Below are 22,761 nucleotides of genomic sequence, written 5' to 3' on the forward strand. Positions count from 1 at the left end.
AAGTGTTCTAACATTTTTGCATCCAATGTCACAAGGAAAAAATAAAACATGAAGTCTCTTTTTTATATTCTTTTCTTGGGATGGATCATCACAATGCAATCTAGTATCATTGCGGAAACAAAAGAAAAGGAAGAAACAGTTTCTAAGGATCCAACCTCATTGTATCCAGCAAAAACATTGGATACTTCACAAAGCCAACAAACAACGCCAGGTGAATTGAGTTACCGTTTGACGGGAATGTTAAAAACAGATTTCGCTTATGCCAATCATTCTCTGTTATCGTTTGGTTTTGATAATTTAGTGGGTCCAACAGTTGCCAAAAGACAAGTGCAAGCAAGAGATTCCGAACCACGTTCGGGGATTTACCCCACAAGCTCCTTACTCGGGACAGAGATTAGTTATGGCACAAAAGCCAAGGCAATCTTCGAAGCAGACTTTGTAGATCTTACGAAAAGTAGTGTAGGAGCAGAAACAAAACCAAGGGTCAGACAAATGTATTTCCAATACAATCCCAGTTCCCATTTACAATTGTTTTTAGGACGAACTTGGGATATGTTTGCAGGAGTTTTCCCTCAATCTTATAATGCGAGTGCCTTTATGTCTGCCTCTGGGAATATCGGTTGGCAAAGGGAACAAATTGGACTTTGGTACAAATTAGGTGAATTCAAGTTTGGTTCTGCCATTGGAACAACAGGTTTTCATAATGATCCAAATGTAAAAACGAATATTGAAAGGAATACGATGCCAACCATCACTGTTCGTTTGGATTGGATCCCTTCCACAAATTTACTTTTCACAACCTCGGCAATTGGAACCAAACTGAAAGTAAGTGATCCGAGAACCGATTCGGCAAGAGATGGTTTACCTCTTTATCCAGACCAAACGATTGATCCAAACCCCTCACTTGCCAAAACAATCACGAGTCAAAATGCAAACCAAAGAACCACCCTCGATTCAGGTGGTGTTTCCTTTGGATTTGTTTGGAAACAAGGGAAATTTGAATCACGAGGTGAGATCACTTATGGGAAAAACATAACATCGATTACATCAGGTGGGATCGCACCATTCCAAACGACAACTTATGGGGAAACATTTTCCGATAGTAGTCTCGGATTTTTATCAGGTGGGATTGGTAGTGATGCCAAAACAAATAACAAACGAAAATTTGAATCACCAAAAGAAGTCAGTGGATTTCTCAGTTTGAATTATGAAATTACGAAACAGTTTGGTTTTGGGATTCATGCGGGTATCTCCAAAATAACAAATCCAGAAGTACTCGTGGGTGCAGATTTTAATTCCCTCTCGACAAGTCGTTCCGATCAATTCCAATGGACCTCCAATCCTAAAATTATGGGATCCATCCGGGAAAATTTGAATTATGGATTTCGAATGAATTATGATCCAGAAGAAAGGATTCGTTTTTTTATACAAACAGATGTATTTCGCACCTACTACAAAGATGTAGATCGTTATTCAGGTGTATCAGCACATATCGGAAGTTATGACCCCATTACCCAAATAGGTGAATTGCGGGATCCAGGAAACGAGTTTAGCCGTTCCAGTGCCGTTTCAGAATCACTCATGATCCGACTCGGTGGATTATTTCGATTTGATACTTGAGTTTTTATTTTCTAACCATTTCAAAAGCATTTGTTTTAGATTTTCTTTATGAATTGGTTTACTCAAATAATCATTCATTCCCACTTCAAAACACTTTTCTTTTTCACCAGCAATGATTCCCGCTGTTACGGCAATGATCGGTATATTTTTCCCTTTCTGTATTTTCCGAATTTCGATTGTGGCATCATAACCATTTTTAATCGGCATTTGGATGTCCATGAGGATTAAATCGGGAGATTCCTTTTGAAACACTTTGATTGCTTCCTCTCCATTTTCGGCTTCAAGAATCTCTGCATCGAAAATAATCCGTTTGATAAAATTTTTCATCAAACCCATATTCACAACATTATCCTCTACCACTAAAATTTTGATCCTACGTTCATTTGAATTGGAATCAGAAAATCCTTTAGATTCAATAACCGGTACGTTCGATTCTATTTGTAAATTTTGATCATGTTCTGGAATACGAAAAGGAATCTCAAAATAAAATTCACTTCCTTCCCCTACTTCGCTATTCAATTTTAACTTTGACTTCATCAAACTCAAAAGTTGCCTACATATGGCAAGTCCTAGACCAGTTCCACCAAACTTCCGTGTTGTGGAAAAATCTTCCTGTGTAAACGAATCAAATATTTTCTTTTGGTTTTCTTTTGCGATTCCAATCCCCGTATCTTTTACAGAAATTCTAATTCTAACTTCATTTTCTACACTTGTTTTCAAACGCACAAGTTTACATTCGATAAATCCTTTTTCAGTAAATTTAATTGCATTTCCCATTAAATTCAAAAGAACCTGCCGTAAACGATTGGAATCAAACATTAAAGTTTGTGGAATATTCTCATCCACGTACAATCGTATATCCAAACCTTTTATAATTGCTTGGATATCCATAATTTTGATTGCTTCTAGGACTAATTTTTTTAGGTCACTAGCTTCTTCTGCTAATTGTAATTTTCCTGCTTCAGCCTTTGAAAAATCCAATATATCATTAACGATATTTAAAAGAGTATGTGCTGATTGTTTTATAATTTGTGCGTATTCATTGAATGAAGTATCAACCAATGTTTCTGCAAGTAAATCCGAATAACCGATAATTCCATTCAGAGGAGTGCGAATTTCATGGCTCATATTCGCTAAAAATTCAGATTTGGCATTGTAGGCATTTTCAGCCAATTCTTTGGCATGTTTTAACTCAAGTTTGGTTTCGTAGGATTCAGTGATATCTCTTGTGAACATTAAAATACCACCAATTCCACCAGAAAGTAAACTCCAAGGCCGTATTTCCCATTGGATCACTTGGTCTTTTTCCCAACCAGGAGGCCGCCAAATATCCTCATCCCTTTTTAGAATTTCACCTTTTAATCCACGAGAATGGATCTGTTTCCATTCCTCCCCAATATTGGGAAAAATTTCATAATGGCATTTACCAATGATCTCTTCTTTAGATAGAGGGATTTTATAATCATCAATCCATCTCTGGCTGAGAGCAACGTAACGCATTTCTTGGTCGAGCATGGCAACTGCAGCAGGTGCATGTTCTACAAAAGACCACAAAATCGCTGTTTGGGAGGCAAGAGCCATTTCCCATTTTTTTCTTTCGTTTATGTCTTGGATGATCCCATAAATTTTGACTACACGGTTATCCTCATATTCTGCACGACCGATAGTTCTAACCCATGTTTGGTTACCCTTAGCGGTAACCATTTCCAACTCTAAATCATATTCTTTACCAGTTTCCAAAAGCTCTTGTACTGCATTTGTAATCTTATTTCGACTTTCTTCACTATGATAAAATTGTAATCCTGTTTCTACGCTTGGTACATAGTCATCACTCACTTCGTGGATTCGTTTTGTTACATTGGTCCAATTGGCTTGATTTGTTTTTAGATCTAAATCCCATCCTCCAATTTTTGCCAAATTTGCCATTTGGTCTAATAACCGCGAGATAGATCGAAGTTCCATTTCAGATTGGATGGAATCTGTGATGTTTAAAATTTGAGCCAAATAATAGATGGGATTTCCTATATGATCACGAATGATGGATTTATTAAGTATTGCCCAAATAGTTTGGTTGTCTTTCGTTAGATAACGTTTTCTAATTTGGAAACTTGGTATGAGTCCTCTATTTAATTTTTCTAAGTATGCCAATTCCAATTCAAGATCATCGGGATGTGTGAATTCCGATAAAGTTTTTTCTTTTAACTCCTCCGCTTGGTAACCAAGCCATTCGCAAAAAATTGGATTCACTTCAATCATCTCTCCGTGCGGATTTGAGATTTCCATTCCAATATTCGAATACCGAAAGGAAGATATAAATAAATCTCTAGAAATTTCTAAGGATTGCAAAATGGGAGGTAATACTTTTTCCTTTCCTTCTGAAAAAGAATCCAAGGCAAGTAAGATGAATTTTCTACCCAATTCATTGAATTCTTTTGTATGGAATCGAAATGGAAAACCAGAACTATTACTGGGATCAAAACAAATTCTACCTAAAATGGAATCGGTGATTGTTTTTTCGGATTGTATCTTAATACCAGAGTGGGTTAAAATACATTGCTCAGGGAATGGTTGGTCAATGGTGAGACCCATTGATTTTGTTGCTACTGGGCTTGGGTATACAATGCCCACATTTGTATCCCATACTAAATATCCGAACGAAGCTTTCTCAAATACAAATTCACATAACTCTGGTTTGTTTGCGATGAATTTGACTGGACTTAACATATTTTATCTTCAGAACTTCATTTCTTAAAATTGACAACAAAGAGTCCACGCAGATCTCCAATTTGGTAATTGGTTGCCAAGTCATTTGGGTAGAGTTTGTTTAGGGTAGTTTTGGTTTCGGTTGACATTTCTTCTTTTTTTCCATGGCAGGGAACACACTGTCCCATAAGTGCAATGGGAACATACACTGTCACGTTCTTATCAGACGAAACAACTCGATTTGGAAATACACCTTCACTTGATTTCTGCTTTTGGATTTCCTGAAACACCATCATCTCTTCAGGGGAAAGGCGGTTATTCTCATTACGAGGTTTATCCGTAATACGTTTTAAAGTTACATTGTTTGCTTTTCCCATTTTTGCGGTGAAACCTAAGGCATTCTGTTGGCAAAAAGGTATCGCAGCAGTTGTGCCTCCTTCAGCTAAAGCAGTCGAAAGTTTTTTTTGTAAATTGGATTTTGCTTCCTTTGTAATCTGAATTGCCAATGATTCATAATTCAAAGATTCTTTTTGGCATTGGTAAAAAGTGATTGGAAAGAGGAAAAAAACGAAAAGGTTCCATTTGATCTGAGTCATACATATTTCCTTTGGTTATTCATTTGATTTGAGGAGAGGTAAGTTCACAATAAATTCCGTTTTCCCTGGATGGGACACAAAGGATAGAGTTCCATTATGTTCTTCTATAATGGTTTTGCAAATGAAAAGACCAAGTCCAATTCCTTCCCCTTTCTCTTTGGTTGTATAAAATGGTTGGAAGATATGTTTTTGTGAGTCGATGGGAATTCCGATCCCATTATCGATGATTCTGATTTCAATCCTTTCCGAATTATCTGAGGATAGTTTCACTTTGATTTCCCCTGTTTTTGGCTCTGTGGCTTGGATGGCATTAAAAATCAAATGAGACCATACTAATTTCAAAGATGCTTCATTTACATAAGTCGAAAGTTGGTCATTGATTTCTGTAACAAGGAGACGGTTCATTTCCCAATATTGGTTATATAAAATGAGAATATCACGTATTCCATTCCCAATCCGAACATAGGATTTTTCTTTATCGGCAAAAGGTTTTGAAAATTGTTGGAAAGTTGAGATTACTTTTTCCGTTCGATCAATTGCATTCGTAATGAGTAAACTTGCATTCTCCATGGTTTTGTATTTTAACCATAAAAAAATAAAATCCCAGGAAGTTTTGTCTTCTCCCGAAATCCCTTCAAAACTTTTGTAATCAATACCGAGTTCGATACAACGATCTGCAAAATAAAAACGATCTTGGCGTTCGAGAAAAGGAAATAGTTCGAGGATTACATCTAATTCCTCTCTCTTTTCTTTTTTTGTACGGTGTTTCCAATGAATTTGTTTTTCCTTTTCATACCAAAGTGGATCTTTGTTTGTAAGATAATTTTGTTCTTCACTCAAAAGGTAAGACACCATTGATTTAATGCCAGCAAGTGGATTTTTGATTTCGTGAGCAACGTTCGATGCAAGAGACCCAAGAGTCACAAGACGATCATTTTGAATCAAACTTGTTTCTCTTTGGTTTAATTCTTCTGATAATTTTTGGTTATTATTATCTAAAATATCGAGTAAAAAGGAAACTAGTTTAACAATACAGATTGTCTTTGCTAACAAGAGTATGACTTTCAAAATTTCCAAAACAAAAACAATCCGATTGGGTCCTTGTGGAGTGAGTTGGTATCCAAATTCAATTAAGGCACCTCCTAGGTACGCAACATACATACCACATAGATACCCAAAGATGACAACAACCCCCATTACCATGGAAAAAGTTCTGTGTAAAAAAAAGGAAATGTAGAGTTGGAATAAAAAAAACAAAGTAAAAAAAATTGAATTTTGGATGGGCAAGGCTTTCAAACCTTGTGGGTGCAAAATAATCGAAGCATAAAAACCTCCAAGTAAAACGAGGTAATCCACCACTAAAAAAAACATGATCGTTGCATTGGAAAGTTTGTTAGATGTTTCCTTCTGAACCAATTTTTTACCAATAAAAGATGTAGTAAAAAAATAGAATGTAAAAACTAGAGCAATGGTAATAGGAGGTTTTCCAAAATTCAAAACAGAAGCTATCACGCCAACCCAAGCAATCACCATTCGGATGGAAATCAAAATCAAGAGACCTTTTGATTTCATCTGGTTTGCAAACTGCTCAAGTAAATTGGAAGAAGTCACCATATATTTTTTAGTCAGATCATTACATAGGCTGATTTGGGAAAATCAAGCATTTCTCTTGCAGAGCCGTTTGACATAGGAGGATTGTCCTAAAATCTTGGATTAGGTTCCCTCATATGAAACAAACAAAAATTGCAATTATTGGTGCAGGTGGGCTTACAGGCAAGGAGCTTGTAGGATTACTGGCTCACCACCCACATTTCCAAGTCGTTCATATTACTTCCAACCAAGTTGATGGGAAACATATCCGTGAGGTTTTTCCAGACCTTTCCCACTTACCTGACTTAAGGTTTCAAAAACACGATGCACCCATTCCAGAGGATGCCCATATTGTCCTTGCAACTCCTAATGAAGTTTCCTTAGAAAAGGCTCCAGAGTTTTTACAACAAGGAAAGAAGGTCATCGATTTATCGGGAACATTTCGACTCCACGACCAAAACCAATTTGAATCCGCATACAAATTCAAACACACAAAGTTTGAATGGATGGACAAGGTTGTATTTGGACTTCCTGAATTATTCCGTGAAAAAATTAAAAATGCAAACTTCATATCCAATCCAGGTTGTTTTGCTACTTCTGCTATACTTCCTATTGCCATTTTAGGAAATCTTAGAAAAAAAATCCAAGGACCTGTCATCGTTGATGCAAAATCAGGAGTGAGTGGAGCTGGAGGAAGAACAGAAGAAATTAAATATGCATACACTCATGTTTATGAAAACTTTAGAGCTTATAAAGTATTAAGCCACCAACATGAACCAGAAATGGAAGAATATTCGTTTGTTGGATCAGATCCTAAAAAAATCCATTTCACTCCTCACCTACTGCCTGTTTACCGAGGTATATTGGCAACAATTTATATCACATTCGAAAACCCAGTCGATCCAAAAGAAGTAAAAGAGAAAATCCAATCTGTTGCAGACAATGAAACCTTCATTCGTTTTTACGAAACTCCGGAAGAAATTGAAATCAGAAAGGTACAAAACACAAACTTCCTAGACATCGGATTTACCACAAAAGGGAATACCTTAGTACTCGTAACTGCACTTGATAATTTAGTCAAAGGTGCTGCAGGACAAGCATTACAAAACTTGAATTTAATGTTTGGTTATCCGGAAACCTTGGGCCTTGTTACCATTTAATCCAAAACAAACACTTGTTACTGGTGCTTTTGAGGGAGAGGTAAATCTATTAAAAAACCACCCCCAATTTCCATATGTAAAAGAGATGGGAATTGGAAATTTAGAACAAGCTGTACAATTATTTGCCTACCTAAACCAAAACCCACAGATTCAAAACATTGTGTTTTTAGGATCCTGTGGTGTTTACCCTTGGTCAAAAACCAATCCTAATACAATTGTTTCTCCGAATGTCGTATGTTCATTGGAACTCTCGGCAAGTTTAGGTTTTTCCAAACAACTACCACAAAGTCCCCTATCCTTTCCTCTCGTAGCAGATCCCATGTTTGCGAGTGGAATTTGTAATGCGCCAACTTGTATCACACTCCAAACACTGGATTCTCCACCCGAAGGAAATTGGAGAACTCTTTCGTATGAAAATCTAGAGTTATTTGGGCTTACGAAAGTGGCAAACGAGTTCAAAATCCCTGTCACAGCATACTTAGCTGTGACAAACAAAGTTGGTCCACAAGGTTCTACCGAATGGGCAAAAAATTGGCGGGAACTCTCAAACAAATTACAAAGTTATTTCCTACCTGCCTAAAGAAAGACAAGGAACACAGTTTATGGGAAAAGAACTGCCTTGACAGCTCGTTCTTCCATCACTCGTTTGATCCAATTTTGTACGGAATCGGGAGTGTTTGTATCCATCATTTGGTTGTGTTCTATAAATGGAGCATATAAAATTTCCAAAAGTCCAAATTCATTCACAAACAAATATTGGTCTTTGGAAAGGATAGAATCAATGATTTCCAAATGCCTTCCGATTCGTTTCGAAGAGTCCTTCATTCGTTTTGGTTCCCATTTTTCTTCTGGGATAAATTTTTTAGAGAAATAAACCACACTATTTGGAAAACAATATTCTGATTCACATTGGTTCACCATTTGGTTTAGGATTGCCCTCTTTTGTAAATCGGAAGGGAAAAGTGGATTCGAAAACTGATGTTTCTCTTCTAAATAACGAATGATCGCAGAGGATTCCGAAAGTAAAAACTCTCCATCTTTTAAAACAGGAACCTTTCCATAGGGATTGATGGATAAAAATGGTTTTTTTCGATTTTCCAATTTGTCGAGAGCCACATGGATCGTTTCATATTCCAAATTTCGATACTTCATATAGATATGAACTCGTTTGCTATAGGTGGAATTTGGATGGGAATATAGACTGTACATATTTACCTCAATGGTTTCAATTCAAATGGTAGACTCAAGATAATTTCAATAAGGAAACCAAAAGATCCCTTCTCGTTTTAATTTTTCAATGGCATAACGATCAGTCATACCTGCGATATAATCGCAGATAATTCTCATCCTTCCATCTTCCTCTTCTCTGTTTCGGTAGGACTCAGGGATGGAATTTGAAAGGTTTTCAAAATGTTCAAATAACAAATATATGATTTCTTTACCCCTTTCGCTCATCCTGGAAACTTCAGAATGACGATACAAATTTTGGAATAAAAATTGTTTGAGTTCGATGAATTCTTTTTGTAATCCTTCTGAAAATTGAACGATTTTGATTTTTTTTATATATAAATCGGAAATTGATTCTCTTGTATTAACATCATATTGAATCAATGTTTGGTGAATGTTTTCAATCAAATCGGAAACCATTAAATTCAATAATACTCGACCGATTGACCTAGAAATGGAATGAATCTCTAACCCAGATTTTTTTTCGGTTTTAGGCAAACTATCATGGATTCGTTTCCAAATCGAAAGTGATTTCACTTCGTCCAATTGTAATAAACCACTTTCCAATCCGTCTTCCAAATCATGTGCAGAATAAGTAATCTCATCGGAAGCATCCACAATCATTGCTTCTAAAGATGGACCTTTTTCCCTTCTCACTGTAAGTAAGTTAGTTGGTTCGTACCCACCACCATGTTTCATAATGCCAAGCAAAGTTTCTTCGCATAAATTGAGACCAGGAAATTCAGGATACCTCCTTTCCAACTTTTGTACGACCCTAAGTGATTGTTTATTATGTTCAAAACCACCTTTTTCTTTCATGAGTTCTGCAAGTGCATCTTGGCCTGCATGTCCAAAAGGAGAATGGCCCAAGTCATGGGCAAGTGCGATGGACTCACTTAAATCTTCATTGAGACCAAGAACTTTCGAAATTGTTTTCGAAATCCCTGCCACTTCTAAGGTATGAGTCAATCGATTTCGAAAATGATCTCCTTCTGAATACACAAAGACTTGTGTTTTGTATTCCAATCGTTTGAATGCATGTGAATGGATAATCCGATCCTTATCCCTTTGGAAGGGCAATCGATACGGATGCTCTGGTTCCACAAATGCACGAGCGCCAGAATGACGACTTTTGACAGCATAGGGTGCAAGGATTTTTTCTTCTTCAAGAAGGAGTTCATTTCTCCCTTTCTTCATAAATCTCTTTCCTTTTTCGGCGAAACCATAAAATCAGTATAAATCCCTCATGGACTTTCTACAAACCCTAGTTACGATTTTTATGCAATACGGTTATTTTGCCGTTTTTGGAATTCTCATCCTTTGTGGATTCGGACTTCCGGTTCCAGAAGACATTTCTCTCACTGCAGGTGGTGTCATCTCGGGGCTTGGTTACGCCAATGTTCATATTATGTTTTTTGTGGGTATGGCAGGGGTTCTCATTGGAGACAGTTTTGTTTTTTGGTTAGGAAGCCATTATGGGGAAAGGGCATTGACCCTACCGGTTCTACGGACGGTTCTCCACCCAGAACGATTTGATAAAGTCAGAGAACAATTTAAAAAATATGGACGTTGGGTTGTATTTGTGGGAAGGTTTATGCCGGGGCTTCGTATGCCTATATTTTTTACAGCAGGGACCTCCAAACAAATTAGTTTTTTCTTATTCCTCTTAACAGATGGATTTGCAGCCCTTATCTCTGTTCCCATCTGGGTTTACCTAGGGTATTATTTTGCCCATAATTTTGATGAACTCATGAGTTGGGTGCGTGGGGGCCAAACGATCATCTTAATCCTCGTAGGGATCCTTGTTGGCGTTTTATTCTTCTACTGGTGGCGGAGGAAACACCAAGAGGGAAAAGGAGACAAATGAACCTACCACGGGCAAAGTTTGCTTCTTTTCTGTTACTCACCTTCGTTTGGGTCTGGAATTGCACCAATTATTCCACAACAGCTTCTGTCCAAGCACCACCCACTCTCATTTCCATTACTAATAATGGAAATTCTAATTTTACCATTAAAGTGAGAGCTCAAAATCCGGAGTTCATTTTCCAAGGGTATCGTTTGTACCAAGCGGCGACAGAAAGTTTGGCACAAAATCCTACAGATACAAACTTAGGAACCGATTGTATATTAGCCCAAGCATCCATTGTCCAACCGATTGAATATACCTTTGAGGTTGATCCTACCACAAAGGCGAATACAGCTGGGGTTTCTTGCCGCATTTTTGCCACATTATCCCCAGGATCCTATATTTCGATGAGAACCCTTGGACTAGCCGTAAACCTTCAAAATAGCACAAGTTCCTACCGAGTTTCTCTCCCATCTAACGCGCTTATTGTCCCATAAAATAAAACTTTCTTGCATTTAAGTCAAATGCGTGTATTTTTTTCCGGAATCATGGGATTTCTTTGTGCTTTTTTTAGAATTTTTCTAAAATTTTGCCCCAAACTGTCCCGTTGGTGATACAAATAGAAAAGGAGAAATCCTAAACATTTTTGGAGGATGAGAAAAAAATGAACCAAACGAAACATTGGTCAAAAATCGCGCTCGCAACTCTGGTACTTGTGTCAGTCGTTGCTTGTGGAAAATCAAGACAATTGAAAATTACAGCATCGGATGTGACTCGTGCAACCACACCAGCAAAACTTCCTGCTGACATCGAAAAACTCTGGAAGAACCGTCACAACGAACAAGATCTTAGACAAGCGCTTGTTAGTTTAGAAAAATTTGCAACTGAGAACCCACAATATGCAGATGTAAAAGTTTTATTGTGTCGTGGAAATTATTTGATGGGTGATGGCCACTTATGGCTAAAACTGACTGGCGATGCAGATGATGATGCAAAAGTAAAAGAAGAATCCATCGCATTTTATGATGCTGCAGTGACTTGGTGTGAAGCCGCTCTTGCTATGAATCCAAAATTCAGAGACAAAGTTCTTAAAGAAGGTTTAGAAATCGAAAAGTCTCTAGATGTACTTGGACCAGAAGACATTGATGCTCTCTATTGGAGATATGCATCTCTCGGAAAATGGTCAAGGTTGGTTGGTTTTACTACCCTTCTCAACAACCGATCTAAATTTACTGCTATGGTAAACCGCGTAAAAGAAATCGAAAAAGCAATGGGTAAAGAATACTTTTATTCTGCTACTCTAAGATATGATGCAGCAAGTAACGCTCTTTCACCAACTGGTGATAAAAAATTAGCTGATAAATATTTTGAAGAAGCAATTGCAAAACACCCAAATTATTTTGCGGTTCGAGTTCTTTATGCAGAAAGCCGTTTAAAAGGTAACGAAGAGAAATTCAAAAAACAATTAGATTACGTGATCAAAGGGAAAGCAGCTTCTTTACCAGAAATTGAACCTGATCAAATCGTTGAACAACGAAAAGCTAAAAAATTACTCGACGAATTATAATCGATCACTAGGAGAACTAGATGTTTTTAAAGCAGTTAAAATATTTAGTTTGTGTAACTATGGCCCTCACAATCAGTGGGGGTCTTTTTGCTCAAACAACCGTTAAATTGGCTACAGTTGCACCAGAAGGATCACCTTGGGCCAACGAATTAGCTAAAATCAAAAAGAAAATCGAAAGTGAATCACAAGGACAAATTAAATTTAAAATTTATCCTGGTGGGCAAATGGGTGGAGAAAATGAAATACTCCAACAAGTCATTCGTGGAAAACTGCAAGGGGCAGGTTTAACAGCTGGAGCTCTTGCCAACACAGTCAAAGAATTAAACGTACTCGAAATTCCATACCTCTTTAATTCATATGCACAAGCGGATTGTGTTCTCGACGATCATCTATTAGAAGATTTTAGAAAACTTTTTGAAGCAAAAGGACTTATTTTTGTCACTTGGGCAGAAAATGGATACAGGTCCATCGGAACAAAATCCACTCTCGTGAAAAAACCGGAAGACCTAAAAGGGATCAAAATCAGAATCCAGGAATCTCCTGTTCACATTGCGTATTGGAAACAATTAGGTGTGAGTGGAATTCCCATTGCAATCCCAGAAGTTTTACCATCGTTACAAACTGGTGTGGTAGAAGGATTCGACAACACTCCTCTATTCACTCTTGCAGCAGAATGGCAAACAGCGATTAAGTATTTTACATTAACTCGCCATATTTACCAACCTGCAGCAATCCTTTACTCTAAAAAGTATTGGGACACACTGAATGACGAACAAAAAAAGACACTTATGGGTGAAGGTAACAAACTCGCTCCAGGTGCAAGACAAGCTGTTCGTTCCATCGAAAAGAACATGATTGCTACTTTGAAAAAAGCAGACGTACAAGTTTATGAACCTTCGAGTGCAGAACTAGCAAGTTTCAAGGCAGCTGGAAATGCAGTCGCAGGACAAGTCGTTGGAAAAATCGGTGGTCAATCGAAACAAATTTACGATAAAATCCAAAAAGCGAAAGCAGCTTGTGGTGGTTAGAGTAAGGTAGGATATAGATAAATGAAATTCGTCGAACGAATTCTAAATACTTTGAGTTTCGGCGAGAAATGGGCAGGGGGAATTTGTTTCCTTCTGCTCACTCTTCTCATGATTGCTGACGTTTCCAAAAGAGAAGTCATCGATAAAGTGTTAGGTTGGACATTAGAAGCCTCAGAAGCATACCCAAGTACCGGTGTCGCAGGACTCATTGGCGATTGGAGTATCTACATTGCAGAGTCCATTCACAGTGGAACTTCCAGCTTCTTAGAGTGGATGGGCCTCGGTGGAATCATTTGGGCACAAAAATTATCCCTTTATTTTATGTTATGGGGTGGTTTGTTCGGATCTGCATTGGCAAGTGCCAAAGGCTCACACTTACGCCCAGAAATTGCAGACAAGGCATTACCAAAAGCCGTTTTGCATTATGTAAAAATCATCGAACAATGGGTGATTTCGATTTTCTTTTTATTCTTAGCTTACTTATCAGTCATTTATGTTTTAGAAAGTATTAGTTTGGATGAAGTCAATCCAGTGACAGAAATCCATTTATGGAAAGTCCAATTGATTTTTCCTTACATTTTCCTTTCTATGGGATTTCGACATTTGTGTTATGGAATTTTTCCTTCACTCATCCCTTCCGACATCAATGAAGCCACTGAGGCTTTGGAACTTGCGGAAAAAGAACTTTCCGAATCAAATTCAGGAGGGAAACGTTAATGGGTTCTTGGGGAATACTCATACTCTTACTTGCCTTAATTTTATTGAGGCAACCATTGATCGTTCTCATGGGTGCGATCACAGTATACTGTTATTACTTTTTACCAGATCCACCTCTTGAGTCTTTTCATGAACTCAATAGTATCATTGGAGATTTATTTTTTGCAGGTGATAAAGAGATCCTTCTTGCGATCCCACTTTTCATCATTGCTGGAAATTTGATGACCCATGGTAGTATTGCAAGACGACTCATCCGCATTGCACAAGCAATGACAGCACCGATTCCAGCAGGGCTTGCCATTGCAGGTGTTTTCTCCTGTGGGATATTTGCTGCGATTTCTGGATCATCCCCAGTGACACTCATTGCCATTGGTGGGCTCATGTATCCTTCTCTTACCAAAGCAGGATACCCAACTCAGTTTTCCATGGGACTACTTGCTTCTGGAGGTACACTCGGTATCATCATTCCACCGAGTATTCCGATGATTGTGTATGCAATCATGGTAGGAGTATCCGTAACAGATCTATTCATTGCAGGGATTGGACCTGGAATTTTACTCATGAGTTTACTGATGATTTATTCCGTGTTCCGTGCAGGGAATGTTGGTCGAGGGAAATGGGACTGGGCAGAAATTCGAATCGCTTGGAAAGAAGGGATTCTTGCTCTCATGATGCCAGTTGTGATCCTTGGTGGAATCTATTCTGGATTTTTCACTGCGACTGAATCGGCAGCCATTGCCGTATTTTATGCAATCCTTGTAGAAGTATTCATTCACAAAGAATTGAGTTTTCCGAAAATTCCGAAAATCATGGCAGAAAGTGCGGAGATGCTCGGGATCTTATTTCTCATCCTCATCCTTGCGGTCAGTTTGAATAAGTTCATGATCGAAAATGAAATTCCACAAAACCTAGTGGCAAAGATGTCAGAACTCATTTCAAGTCCTGTCACCTTTCTCGTTGGTGTGAACATTCTACTCCTCATTGTAGGTATGTTCATGGATATCATGAGTGCGATTCTAGTACTTGCTCCTCTACTGGCTCCAATGGCTATCAATTATGGAATCAACCCAGTTCACTTTGGGATCATCATGATTGTCAATTTGGAAATCGGTTACCTGACTCCTCCTGTGGGTGTGAATTTATTTGTGGCTTCAGGAATCTTCAAACAACCGTTAGGAAAGGTGATCCAATCAGTGGCACCCATTGTGGGAATGTTTCTTATTGGACTTATCCTGATCAGTTGGATCCCTGAAATTTCACTCGGCCTTCTTGGTGGAGAAGCGACGACACCTAGCCCTTAAGACTAGTAGTCATTAGATTTACATCCTCTTTTCTTTTGTTTCTTTCGCTAAAGGAAACGGGAATCGTAGGAGGGAATTGAAAAAAGCCGGAGGTAACACTTCGGCTTTTTTATTCTTTTGACCACCAAACACGAAGTCGCTCCAAGGAATTTTTTGCATCATTCGCCCATAAACTTGTGGGATGTTGTTTGAGTATATTGGCATACACTTGCAAAACAGGTTCCAATTCTTTTTGTAATTGAACGAGTTCTTTATTCAATGCACTCGAAAGTTCGATGGGATGTAGGTTTCGTTTTTCAAAATAACGTAGGATCACTTCCGTCTCTTTTTCTTTGGCTAATTTGTACTCTTGGAAAATCGGATCCTTGGAAGGTTTGTTCTCCAAACTTTCTTTTATACTTTGGTTTGTATTTTTGGAATGCGAAACGTTACCATCTGGATCCACATAAGTTTCTTCTGGGTGGATGAGTAGGAATTCCTTTAAATTCTCGTAATGTTTGTTTAACTCTACAAACATTACATCACTTGTAAATTCACCACTATCAGGGTGGTATTTTTTTGCTAATTTGTGATAAGACTCTTTTAAATCAGACTCTGTAAATCCAGAACTTAACCCTAAAAAATGCAATGAATCATTTAACAGTAATTTTTTGTCCATGAAAGACCAGAGGAAAATACCAAATGAGATTTTAATCTACGTTTGATACTGAACTCCCAATATTCTTTTTTACTCTCATTCATTTCGAATACAAGTAATTCTTGGACTTTTTGTTGAAGGGTTCTTGCTTCATCTAATTTAGAAAAAACAGTTTCGGAAAGGGCAATTTCTTCTTCCGTATGAACATCTAATTCTTGGTGTTCTAAAATTTCTGCATCCAACTCTTCCAATTTACGAACAAGGGTTTCATTTTTAAACTCAATCTTAACAGCTGTATCTGCATCTCGATAAGATAATAATTCTTCTTCTCGTTTTAGATTTGTGATCAGGGAATTTAGGAGCTGGATTTTTTTATGCAGTAAGTGTTTATACGATATTTGTTTCATAAGCGTTGATAAAAAATTAACCAGTAATGGAAATGCCAGTCGATCTTTGGCCTAAATTTTGTTGTGGAGATTGTGGTTCCTTCTTCTCCAACTCTTCCCAAGAAACTTTTAGTTCTCCTAAAATTTTGATGCATTCGTCAATGATGGCTTTGTCCTTACGCATATTCGCTTCGAGTAGTCTTTTTTTGAGATAAATGTACAAAGACAACAGGTTATTTGCGACTTCTTTCCCCTCATCCATATTGAGTGACAAAAGTAATTCTGTGATGATGTCTTGGGTTTTGATGATGTTGTTGTTTACGACATCATACTTTCTTGGAGTCATATTGTCTTTTGCAACACCAAGGAAACGGATGGCCCCATCAAATAACATGACAATCAATTTGATTTGGCTAACGGTAGAGATCTCGTTGGCTTTGTATTCATTGTAAGCAGAGGCACCGGTTTTTCTCGCAAGCGACATTTTTTTCTCCTGTGTATTCCCATCGACCAAAAAGGATACTTGCTTAATGATCCATCTGAATATTCTTAGATTATCACATGGGAAAAACAAAACGTGTTGTTTTTTTGGCTTCTGGCAGAGGGTCAAATTTTTCGGCTTCCGTCGAATATATCCGTAAAAAGAAGCTGAAACTAGACATCCAGGCCTTGGTTTCCGACAATCCAGAAGCAAAAGCCCTTACCATTGCTAAAAAATTCGGGATTTCCACCAAAGTGATCCCATACCAAACCTATTCCTCCAAATTGGATTACCATAGGGACTTACTCCACCAAGTGGAATCCTATTCCCCAGACCTAATTGTCGCCTGTGGGTATATGAGAATTCTAAAACCAGACTTTGTGGGGCGTTTTCCAAACCAAATCATCAATGTCCACCCTAGCCTCCTCCCAGCTTTCCCAGGGCTCGACTCCCAAAAACAAGCTTTGGAGTACGGCGTTAAAATTGCAGGTTGTACGGTCCATTTTGTCTGGGAAGGAGTGGATACAGGCCCCATCATTTTACAAAAAGCGATTGCCATTCGTCCTGAATGGACTGAAAAAGAATTATCATTGGCAATCCTTAAGGAAGAACACAAAGTCCTTCCCCTCGCTATACAACTGTTTTGTGAAGATAAATTAAAAATCAAAGAACGAAAGGTAGAAATCCTAAAATGATCCAAATCAAAAGAGCACTTGTTTCTGTTTCTGATAAAACAGGAATCACTGAAATCTGTTCCTTCCTTGCAAAAAACGGAGTGGAAATTTTGTCCACTGGTGGAACCTATGATGCTTTATCGAAGGCAGGCATACCTGTGAAAAAGGTAGATGAGTTTACTGGTTTTCCAGAAATCTTACATGGCCGCGTAAAAACCCTCCACCCTAAAATCCACGGTGGTTTACTTGGTGATACAACGAATCCCGACCACGTGAAACAAATGGAAACCAATGGAATTGTACCGATTACTCTTGTGATCGTCAATTTATACCCATTTGTAAAAACTGTGATGAAACCTGATGTGACTCTCGAAGACGCAATTGAGAACATTGATATCGGTGGACCATCTATGTTACGTTCGGCGGCAAAAAATCATAAAAACGTTGTTGTTTTAACGGATCCAAAAGATTACGAATCTTTCCAAAAAGAATTTACGACGAACTCAGGCAAAATCTCAAGAGAAACTGCATTTAGTTATGCGGCAAAAGTGTTTTCAGAAACAGCATCGTATGATTCAGCAATCTCAACATACTTTAACAAGCGTTTAGGAATCAAATACCCAGACAAAATTACATTTGCATTTAATAAAAAACAAAAACTTCGTTATGGTGAAAACCCACACCAAGATGCTGCTTTTTACGAACCTTTGTTTCTGAAATCACAATTTGAGGCTTTACAAGGAAAAGAACTTTCCTTTAACAATATGTTGGATTTTGACGCAGCATTCCATGTTGCAAGTTTACTTCCGAAAAATGCAGTTTCCATTGTAAAACACCTAAATCCATGTGGAATCGCATTTGGAGAAACTGTTTTGGAATCGTTTGAACTCGCGAGAAAAACAGATCCTATTTCTGCTTTTGGTGGAATCATCGGAATCCATGGACGAGTGGAAAAAGAGTCAGCAGAAGAAATCACAAAAAACTTTGTAGAAGGTGTAATTGCCGAAAGTTTTTCAAACGAAGCATTGGAAATTTTCTCAAAAAAACCTAACATCCGTTTAATCCCAATTGCTAAGTTTGACGAAGCACTTGATGAATTGGATTTACGCTCCCTCCACCATGGACTTCTCATCCAAAACAGAGATTATGATCTCATCACCAAAGACAAATTGAAAATCGTTTCGAAAAAACAACCCACGGAAGACGATTTGGAAGGTTTGATGTTTGCTTGGAATTGTGTAAAGTTTATCAAATCCAATGCCATCGTATATACAGACCAAAATTCAACACTTGGAATTGGCGCAGGCCAAATGTCTCGTGTGGATTCTGTTGAACTTGGTGCAATGAAGGCTCAAAAAGTAGGACTATCTGTCGTTGGATCCTATGTTGGAAGTGATGCATTTTTTCCATTCCGTGATGGAATCGATGCGATTGCAAAAGTGGGAGCAAAAGCAATCATCCAACCAGGTGGTTCCATCCGGGATGAAGAAGTGATCCAAGCAGCGGACGAACATGGACTCATTATGGTCTTCACTGGAATGAGGCATTTCCGTCACTAATGGAATTTTTTCTTTTCCTACTCTTTCTGATTTGTTTTGGACTGCTGACTTCCGTAATTTCCTATTACGTAAAAATATTATTTTTTTCAGCGAAATCCAATTACCGAAGAGAGGAACTAACAGACATTCGAGGGGATGTGATTCGCATTTTCCTCGATCTGTTAGAATCAAACGGGAACATTCTGTACGGAAGTTTGGCTTTTTTTCTGAGTGCGCTTTTTGTATGGCTTTGGTCCCTTCTTGGTTCGTTACTCGGAGAAAAGGGACCTGGTGTATTTGAACATATTTTCCACATGCCGATTTTCTTTTTGGCCCTATTTTTTTCCTATCCTGTCATAAAAGAAGCCTACCAGGAACGGTCCCTTTTAGGACTCTGCAAACCCGTTTTGTCTGGATTTGCCCTTGGCAATTTATCGAGTGGAGCCGTTCATTATGGCCTCGATCGGGATTTGTATTTTTTATTCTACCTCCTTCTCTTCTTTTTGCAAATCCCTGTTCTTGTTTTCCTTTGGAACCAGGAACCAATTTTTGGGGTTAGTTTTGAAACCACACCTTCTTACGAAGGGGAATCAGATTGGGGAGGCTCGGATTCCATTGAAGACTCCTTTGGTGAGAGTGGTACGACCACAGATGATTTGGAAGAAAATCCTTTTGCCGATGAAACCGACTCATATGGGCTCGGGGACGATCCTTTCTCCGAAGAATTTAAGTGAGAAACGAGTTCTCTTTTTTCGGAGAATGGCCGATAGAAATCTTATGAAGAAATATCTGCTAGTCCTCCTATTTTGTTTTCCTGGTTATCTATTTTCGCAGACAGAAATACCAAATACTTTGGATGGATTTGCGGAAGCCTCATGGGGGATGACCTTTGAATCCATCCGTGAGAAATTCCTTTCCATGGCGACAAACCCAGAATCAAAAGAGAAAATTGAGATCTTAAATGAAAAAAAAGATGTCAGTTTGCTCATCCGCCGGAATGGGATCCTTTACCTCTATCGTTTTTATAAGACCCCAGAACTCCTAAAAGAAGTCCGCCCCAAACGAGAAGGACAACCAGAAACGGACCCAACAATCGATGGTCAAACAGAGTTCCGAGAAAACGGAATTCTATTCTCAGTGGGTGTGACTTTCAATTTGGTTCCCACTGACAAAATCAAAGAGAAATTAGAAAAGAAATATGGAAAACCAAGAAAGGAATCCATAGGGGATGATAAAGTTTCGGGAGCTGCGATTTGGGAACTTGTGGAACGCCGGGAAAACCCTCCAAGGGGTGGGTTTGCTGTCGTTTGGCGTGAAGGTTACAAAAAACTCCCCTACACACGTCGCATTGATTACTTTTCAGCCAATATCCGAGACATCATTGCCAAAGATTACGTGGATTTCTTCAGCGTTCAAGAAACAAAAACCTTGCGGGATTTAATCCCGTAGTTACCTTGTCTCGTGAGGCTCGGAACTAAAGTTCCGAGCAGACGAGGCAAAATGAATTTATTTTTAGACACAGCCAACATTGACGAAATCAAAAAAGTCCATGAATTAGGCTTACTTGACGGTATCACCACTAACCCATCCATCATTGCAAAATCTGGTCGCAAATTCACAGAAGTCATCAAAGAAATCTGTAGTTTTGTAAAAGGACCTGTCAGTGCAGAAGTTCTTGCAACTGATGCTCCTACCATGATCAAAGAAGGTTTAGAACTTTCTAAAATTGCGGAAAACGTTGTCGTAAAAGTTCCTTTAATCCCAGAAGGGATCAAAGCGGTCAATGCATTTGCAGAAAAGGGAATCCAAACAAACGTTACACTTTGTTTTACAGCAAACCAAGCGTTACTTGCAGCAAAAGCGGGAGCAAGTTTTATTTCTCCATTTGTAGGTCGATTGGATGATGTTGGTTATGATGGACTCGATCTTATTTCTGAGATTCGTGAAATCTATGATAATTATGGAATCGAAACACAAATCCTTGCTGCATCCGTTCGCCATCCGATCCATTTCAAAGAAGTTGCGTTACGTGGAGCTGACTGTGTGACATTACCATACTCTGTCTTTGAAATGTTATTCAAACACCCACTCACTGATAGTGGTCTTGCTAAATTTGTGGAAGACTCAAAAAAACTAAATTGGTAATCTAAAACCAAACCACCGGATACTTCCGGTGGTGCACTAAATTGTTCACAACAAGGGCATTTACTAACAACACAAATACCCCTACCATGACTGGGAAAAAAATAAAATCCACTCCCACTCCTCCGATCACACCAATCAGTGCTGTGGCCCCTCCTGGTGGGTGTAAGGTATGAGTTAGGTACATCACAAGAATCGATAACCCAACCGATAAACCAATTGTGAAAAAATTGGTCCCAAACAGATACACAAGTAAAACGGCAATCATTGCTGATAAAAGATGACCACCTATCAAATTTCTTGGTTGTGATAAAGGTGCATCAGGGACTGCAAATAACAAAACCGAAGTGGCACCAAAGGATCCGATGAGAAGAGTATGACCAGAGAGATTGGTGATGATTAAAATCGACCAAATGGAAATTGTACTACTTAAAAAACTCCATATCGCAAACCGGTAGGATATTTGATTCCGTTTTGCGAGAAGTGGTGCCTTAATTTTATAAGGAATATTTTTAAATCTACTTTTCAGCGGTATTGATCCAAATTTCTTTCATCTGGTCTACAAAACAAAATGCAGATTGGTGAGACGCATCATTGAACAAATCGCAAGTATTCGGCGTATTCCAATTGAGTGTATTTGCATCATATTTCTTTGCCAATGTTTCAACTTTGTTCCACCAAACTTCTTTTATATGAAATTTTTCGTAATAAGAATAATAATCTGGAAAAACTTTTGGCCACAATACCAAGGTTTTGATTTTTTTCTCTTTAGTGATTTTTAATATTTTTTCTACATAGGGAAATTGGGAAGAACCAATTGAATAGGATCTCATGTACAAATTTCCAATTCGAATCGTGTCATTTTTAATTTTTTCTATTGGATTGGATTGAACGCCATACATCAAATATTCACCCTTCGTATAATTGATAAGCTGAAATTCTTTGTTGTGTGAAGATTTGTATTCTTTTAATTTTCCTTGTTTGAGCCTGGAAGTAAAAAGAGATAAATTGAATTCTATACTTCGGATGGCAAATACTCGATCTAAAAGGTAATCCCACTTTTCTTTGAAAGGGACATCTTCCCAAACAGTCTCAATACAATTGGAATCACATCCCATTCGTAAAAATGGAGATAGAATAAACCCTTTGGAATCATCAAAGGCCTCAGGGCTTAAAGAAAGAATGACAAAATCGGGAGTAACACCAGATTCCAAAATTTCTTGGAACTGGATGTAGGAATTCATTGGAATTCCTTGTGGGCTGCTGAAATTATAGAGTGTCCAATTTTTTTTATAAGGTTCAGGGATTCCTATTTCTGAAAAAGGATAAGAACGAGAATCTCCAAAAACCAAAGTCAGTTTTTTTTCCTTCAAATCTGGATCTTTTAGCAAACGATCTTTTAAAACCTTTCTTTGAAAGTAAAATACTGAATTACCAGCTTGCAAAAATTCATCATGAAAGATGGGTAATAAAAAAATTTTATCTATGACAAAGATAAATAAAAAGACTACGACTGGGTAAAATAAAAATGGTTTTGATTTCAAAAAA

General features: G+C 38.1%; 24 protein-coding genes. 14 read left to right on the plus strand and 10 right to left on the minus strand.

All coding sequences use genetic code 11. The features are described from left to right. Positions 1–48: 48 nt before the first annotated feature. Complete coding sequence (locus tag CH354_RS09785) at positions 49–1,620, plus strand: hypothetical protein (RefSeq protein ID WP_100726631.1); 1,572 nt, start codon at positions 49–51, stop codon at positions 1,618–1,620. On the opposite strand, the gene CH354_RS09790 is transcribed toward CH354_RS09785, so the two are convergent. Genes CH354_RS09790 through CH354_RS09800 form a run of 3 tightly spaced genes read right to left on the minus strand, consistent with a single transcriptional unit; the run spans position 1,600 to position 6,533 of the window. After that, positions 1,600–4,344 (minus strand): PAS domain S-box protein, encoded by a 2,745-nt coding sequence (locus tag CH354_RS09790; protein WP_100726630.1) that lies wholly within the window; start codon positions 4,342–4,344, stop codon positions 1,600–1,602. The two genes, CH354_RS09785 and CH354_RS09790, sit on opposite strands and share 21 nt — an antisense overlap. A gap of 17 nt (positions 4,345–4,361) precedes the next feature. Further along, positions 4,362–4,919 (minus strand): Tll0287-like domain-containing protein, encoded by a 558-nt coding sequence (locus tag CH354_RS09795; RefSeq protein ID WP_243396037.1) that lies wholly within the window; start codon positions 4,917–4,919, stop codon positions 4,362–4,364. Positions 4,920–4,934: 15 nt separating this feature from the next. Then, positions 4,935–6,533 (minus strand): sensor histidine kinase, encoded by a 1,599-nt coding sequence (locus CH354_RS09800; RefSeq protein WP_100726629.1) that lies wholly within the window; start codon positions 6,531–6,533, stop codon positions 4,935–4,937. A gap of 113 nt (positions 6,534–6,646) precedes the next feature. Between CH354_RS09800 and argC the strand changes: the two genes are divergently transcribed. Together argC and CH354_RS09810 are read left to right on the plus strand one after the other, a co-directional pair. Further along, the gene (argC, locus tag CH354_RS09805; protein WP_100726628.1) at positions 6,647–7,669 is read left to right on the plus strand and encodes an N-acetyl-gamma-glutamyl-phosphate reductase; all 1,023 of its coding nucleotides are present in this window, start codon (positions 6,647–6,649) and stop codon (positions 7,667–7,669) included. After that, positions 7,656–8,249 (plus strand): phosphorylase, encoded by a 594-nt coding sequence (locus CH354_RS09810; RefSeq protein WP_100726627.1) that lies wholly within the window; start codon positions 7,656–7,658, stop codon positions 8,247–8,249. The genes argC and CH354_RS09810 overlap by 14 nt, the downstream gene beginning before the upstream one ends. A 20-nt stretch (positions 8,250–8,269) precedes the next feature. Here the strand turns inward: CH354_RS09810 and CH354_RS09815 are convergent, their stop codons facing one another. Both CH354_RS09815 and CH354_RS09820 read right to left on the minus strand, forming a co-directional pair. Further along, positions 8,270–8,878 carry a glutathione S-transferase family protein gene (locus CH354_RS09815; protein WP_100726626.1) on the minus strand — a complete coding sequence of 203 codons (609 nt, stop codon included), beginning with the start codon at positions 8,876–8,878 and terminating at the stop codon, positions 8,270–8,272. Between the two features lie 45 nt (positions 8,879–8,923). Continuing rightward, positions 8,924–10,093: a deoxyguanosinetriphosphate triphosphohydrolase gene (locus tag CH354_RS09820; protein ID WP_100766411.1), complete on the minus strand. Its 1,170-nt coding sequence runs from the start codon at positions 10,091–10,093 to the stop codon at positions 8,924–8,926. A 49-nt stretch (positions 10,094–10,142) separates the two neighbouring features. Between CH354_RS09820 and CH354_RS09825 the strand changes: the two genes are divergently transcribed. The 6 genes from CH354_RS09825 to CH354_RS09850 all read left to right on the plus strand — a co-directional run bounded on the left by CH354_RS09825 (position 10,143) and on the right by CH354_RS09850 (position 15,355). Then, entirely contained in the window at positions 10,143–10,763 is a 621-nt protein-coding gene (locus tag CH354_RS09825; protein WP_100726624.1) for a DedA family protein, read from the plus strand. Continuing rightward, positions 10,760–11,239 (plus strand): LIC11661 family lipoprotein, encoded by a 480-nt coding sequence (locus tag CH354_RS09830; protein WP_100726623.1) that lies wholly within the window; start codon positions 10,760–10,762, stop codon positions 11,237–11,239. Before CH354_RS09825 ends, CH354_RS09830 begins: the two co-directional genes overlap by 4 nt. A gap of 167 nt (positions 11,240–11,406) precedes the next feature. Continuing rightward, positions 11,407–12,309 carry a TRAP transporter TatT component family protein gene (locus CH354_RS09835; protein WP_100726909.1) on the plus strand — a complete coding sequence of 301 codons (903 nt, stop codon included), beginning with the start codon at positions 11,407–11,409 and terminating at the stop codon, positions 12,307–12,309. Between the two features lie 20 nt (positions 12,310–12,329). Further along, a complete protein-coding gene (gene dctP, locus CH354_RS09840; protein ID WP_100726622.1) occupies positions 12,330–13,337 on the plus strand; it encodes a TRAP transporter substrate-binding protein DctP in 1,008 nt (335 codons plus the stop codon). Between the two features lie 21 nt (positions 13,338–13,358). Further along, positions 13,359–14,054, plus strand: coding sequence for a TRAP transporter small permease (locus CH354_RS09845; RefSeq protein ID WP_100716756.1), 696 nt, complete (start codon positions 13,359–13,361; stop codon positions 14,052–14,054). Continuing rightward, positions 14,054–15,355, plus strand: a complete 1,302-nt coding sequence (locus CH354_RS09850; RefSeq protein WP_100716755.1) for a TRAP transporter large permease — start codon at positions 14,054–14,056, stop codon at positions 15,353–15,355. The genes CH354_RS09845 and CH354_RS09850 overlap by 1 nt, the downstream gene beginning before the upstream one ends. 109 nt (positions 15,356–15,464) lie before the next feature. Here CH354_RS09850 and CH354_RS09855 read toward each other — a convergent pair whose 3' ends face one another. Genes CH354_RS09855 through fliS form a run of 3 tightly spaced genes read right to left on the minus strand, consistent with a single transcriptional unit; the run spans position 15,465 to position 16,862 of the window. Further along, positions 15,465–16,013 (minus strand): J domain-containing protein, encoded by a 549-nt coding sequence (locus CH354_RS09855; protein WP_100726621.1) that lies wholly within the window; start codon positions 16,011–16,013, stop codon positions 15,465–15,467. Further along, positions 15,992–16,399, minus strand: a complete 408-nt coding sequence (locus tag CH354_RS09860) for a flagellar protein FlgN (protein ID WP_100716753.1) — start codon at positions 16,397–16,399, stop codon at positions 15,992–15,994. Before CH354_RS09860 ends, CH354_RS09855 begins: the two co-directional genes overlap by 22 nt. Before the next feature lie 16 nt (positions 16,400–16,415). Beyond that, positions 16,416–16,862, minus strand: coding sequence for a flagellar export chaperone FliS (gene fliS / locus CH354_RS09865; protein ID WP_100716752.1), 447 nt, complete (start codon positions 16,860–16,862; stop codon positions 16,416–16,418). 77 nt (positions 16,863–16,939) lie between these two features. Between fliS and purN the strand changes: the two genes are divergently transcribed. The 5 genes from purN to fsa are packed head-to-tail and all read left to right on the plus strand — an operon-like array spanning position 16,940 to position 21,216. Next, the gene (gene purN, locus CH354_RS09870) at positions 16,940–17,554 is read left to right on the plus strand and encodes a phosphoribosylglycinamide formyltransferase (protein WP_100716751.1); all 615 of its coding nucleotides are present in this window, start codon (positions 16,940–16,942) and stop codon (positions 17,552–17,554) included. Beyond that, positions 17,551–19,092: a bifunctional phosphoribosylaminoimidazolecarboxamide formyltransferase/IMP cyclohydrolase gene (gene purH / locus CH354_RS09875; RefSeq protein WP_100766412.1), complete on the plus strand. Its 1,542-nt coding sequence runs from the start codon at positions 17,551–17,553 to the stop codon at positions 19,090–19,092. Before purN ends, purH begins: the two co-directional genes overlap by 4 nt. Continuing rightward, on the plus strand, positions 19,092–19,805 hold the full coding sequence (locus CH354_RS09880) for a hypothetical protein (RefSeq protein WP_100766413.1): 714 nt from the start codon (positions 19,092–19,094) through the stop codon (positions 19,803–19,805). Before purH ends, CH354_RS09880 begins: the two co-directional genes overlap by 1 nt. A gap of 43 nt (positions 19,806–19,848) precedes the next feature. Further along, positions 19,849–20,520, plus strand: coding sequence for a hypothetical protein (locus CH354_RS09885; RefSeq protein WP_100726618.1), 672 nt, complete (start codon positions 19,849–19,851; stop codon positions 20,518–20,520). A gap of 51 nt (positions 20,521–20,571) precedes the next feature. Continuing rightward, positions 20,572–21,216 (plus strand): fructose-6-phosphate aldolase, encoded by a 645-nt coding sequence (gene fsa, locus CH354_RS09890; protein WP_015675796.1) that lies wholly within the window; start codon positions 20,572–20,574, stop codon positions 21,214–21,216. A 1-nt stretch (position 21,217) separates the two neighbouring features. Here fsa and CH354_RS09895 read toward each other — a convergent pair whose 3' ends face one another. Further along, positions 21,218–21,748, minus strand: coding sequence for an HPP family protein (locus CH354_RS09895; protein WP_420843828.1), 531 nt, complete (start codon positions 21,746–21,748; stop codon positions 21,218–21,220). Further along, positions 21,732–22,757, minus strand: coding sequence for a DUF1574 domain-containing protein (locus CH354_RS09900; protein WP_100766414.1), 1,026 nt, complete (start codon positions 22,755–22,757; stop codon positions 21,732–21,734). Before CH354_RS09900 ends, CH354_RS09895 begins: the two co-directional genes overlap by 17 nt. Positions 22,758–22,761 lie beyond the last annotated feature (4 nt).

This window comes from Leptospira levettii (genome assembly GCF_002812085.1).
Lineage (GTDB): Bacteria > Spirochaetota > Leptospiria > Leptospirales > Leptospiraceae > Leptospira_A > Leptospira_A levettii.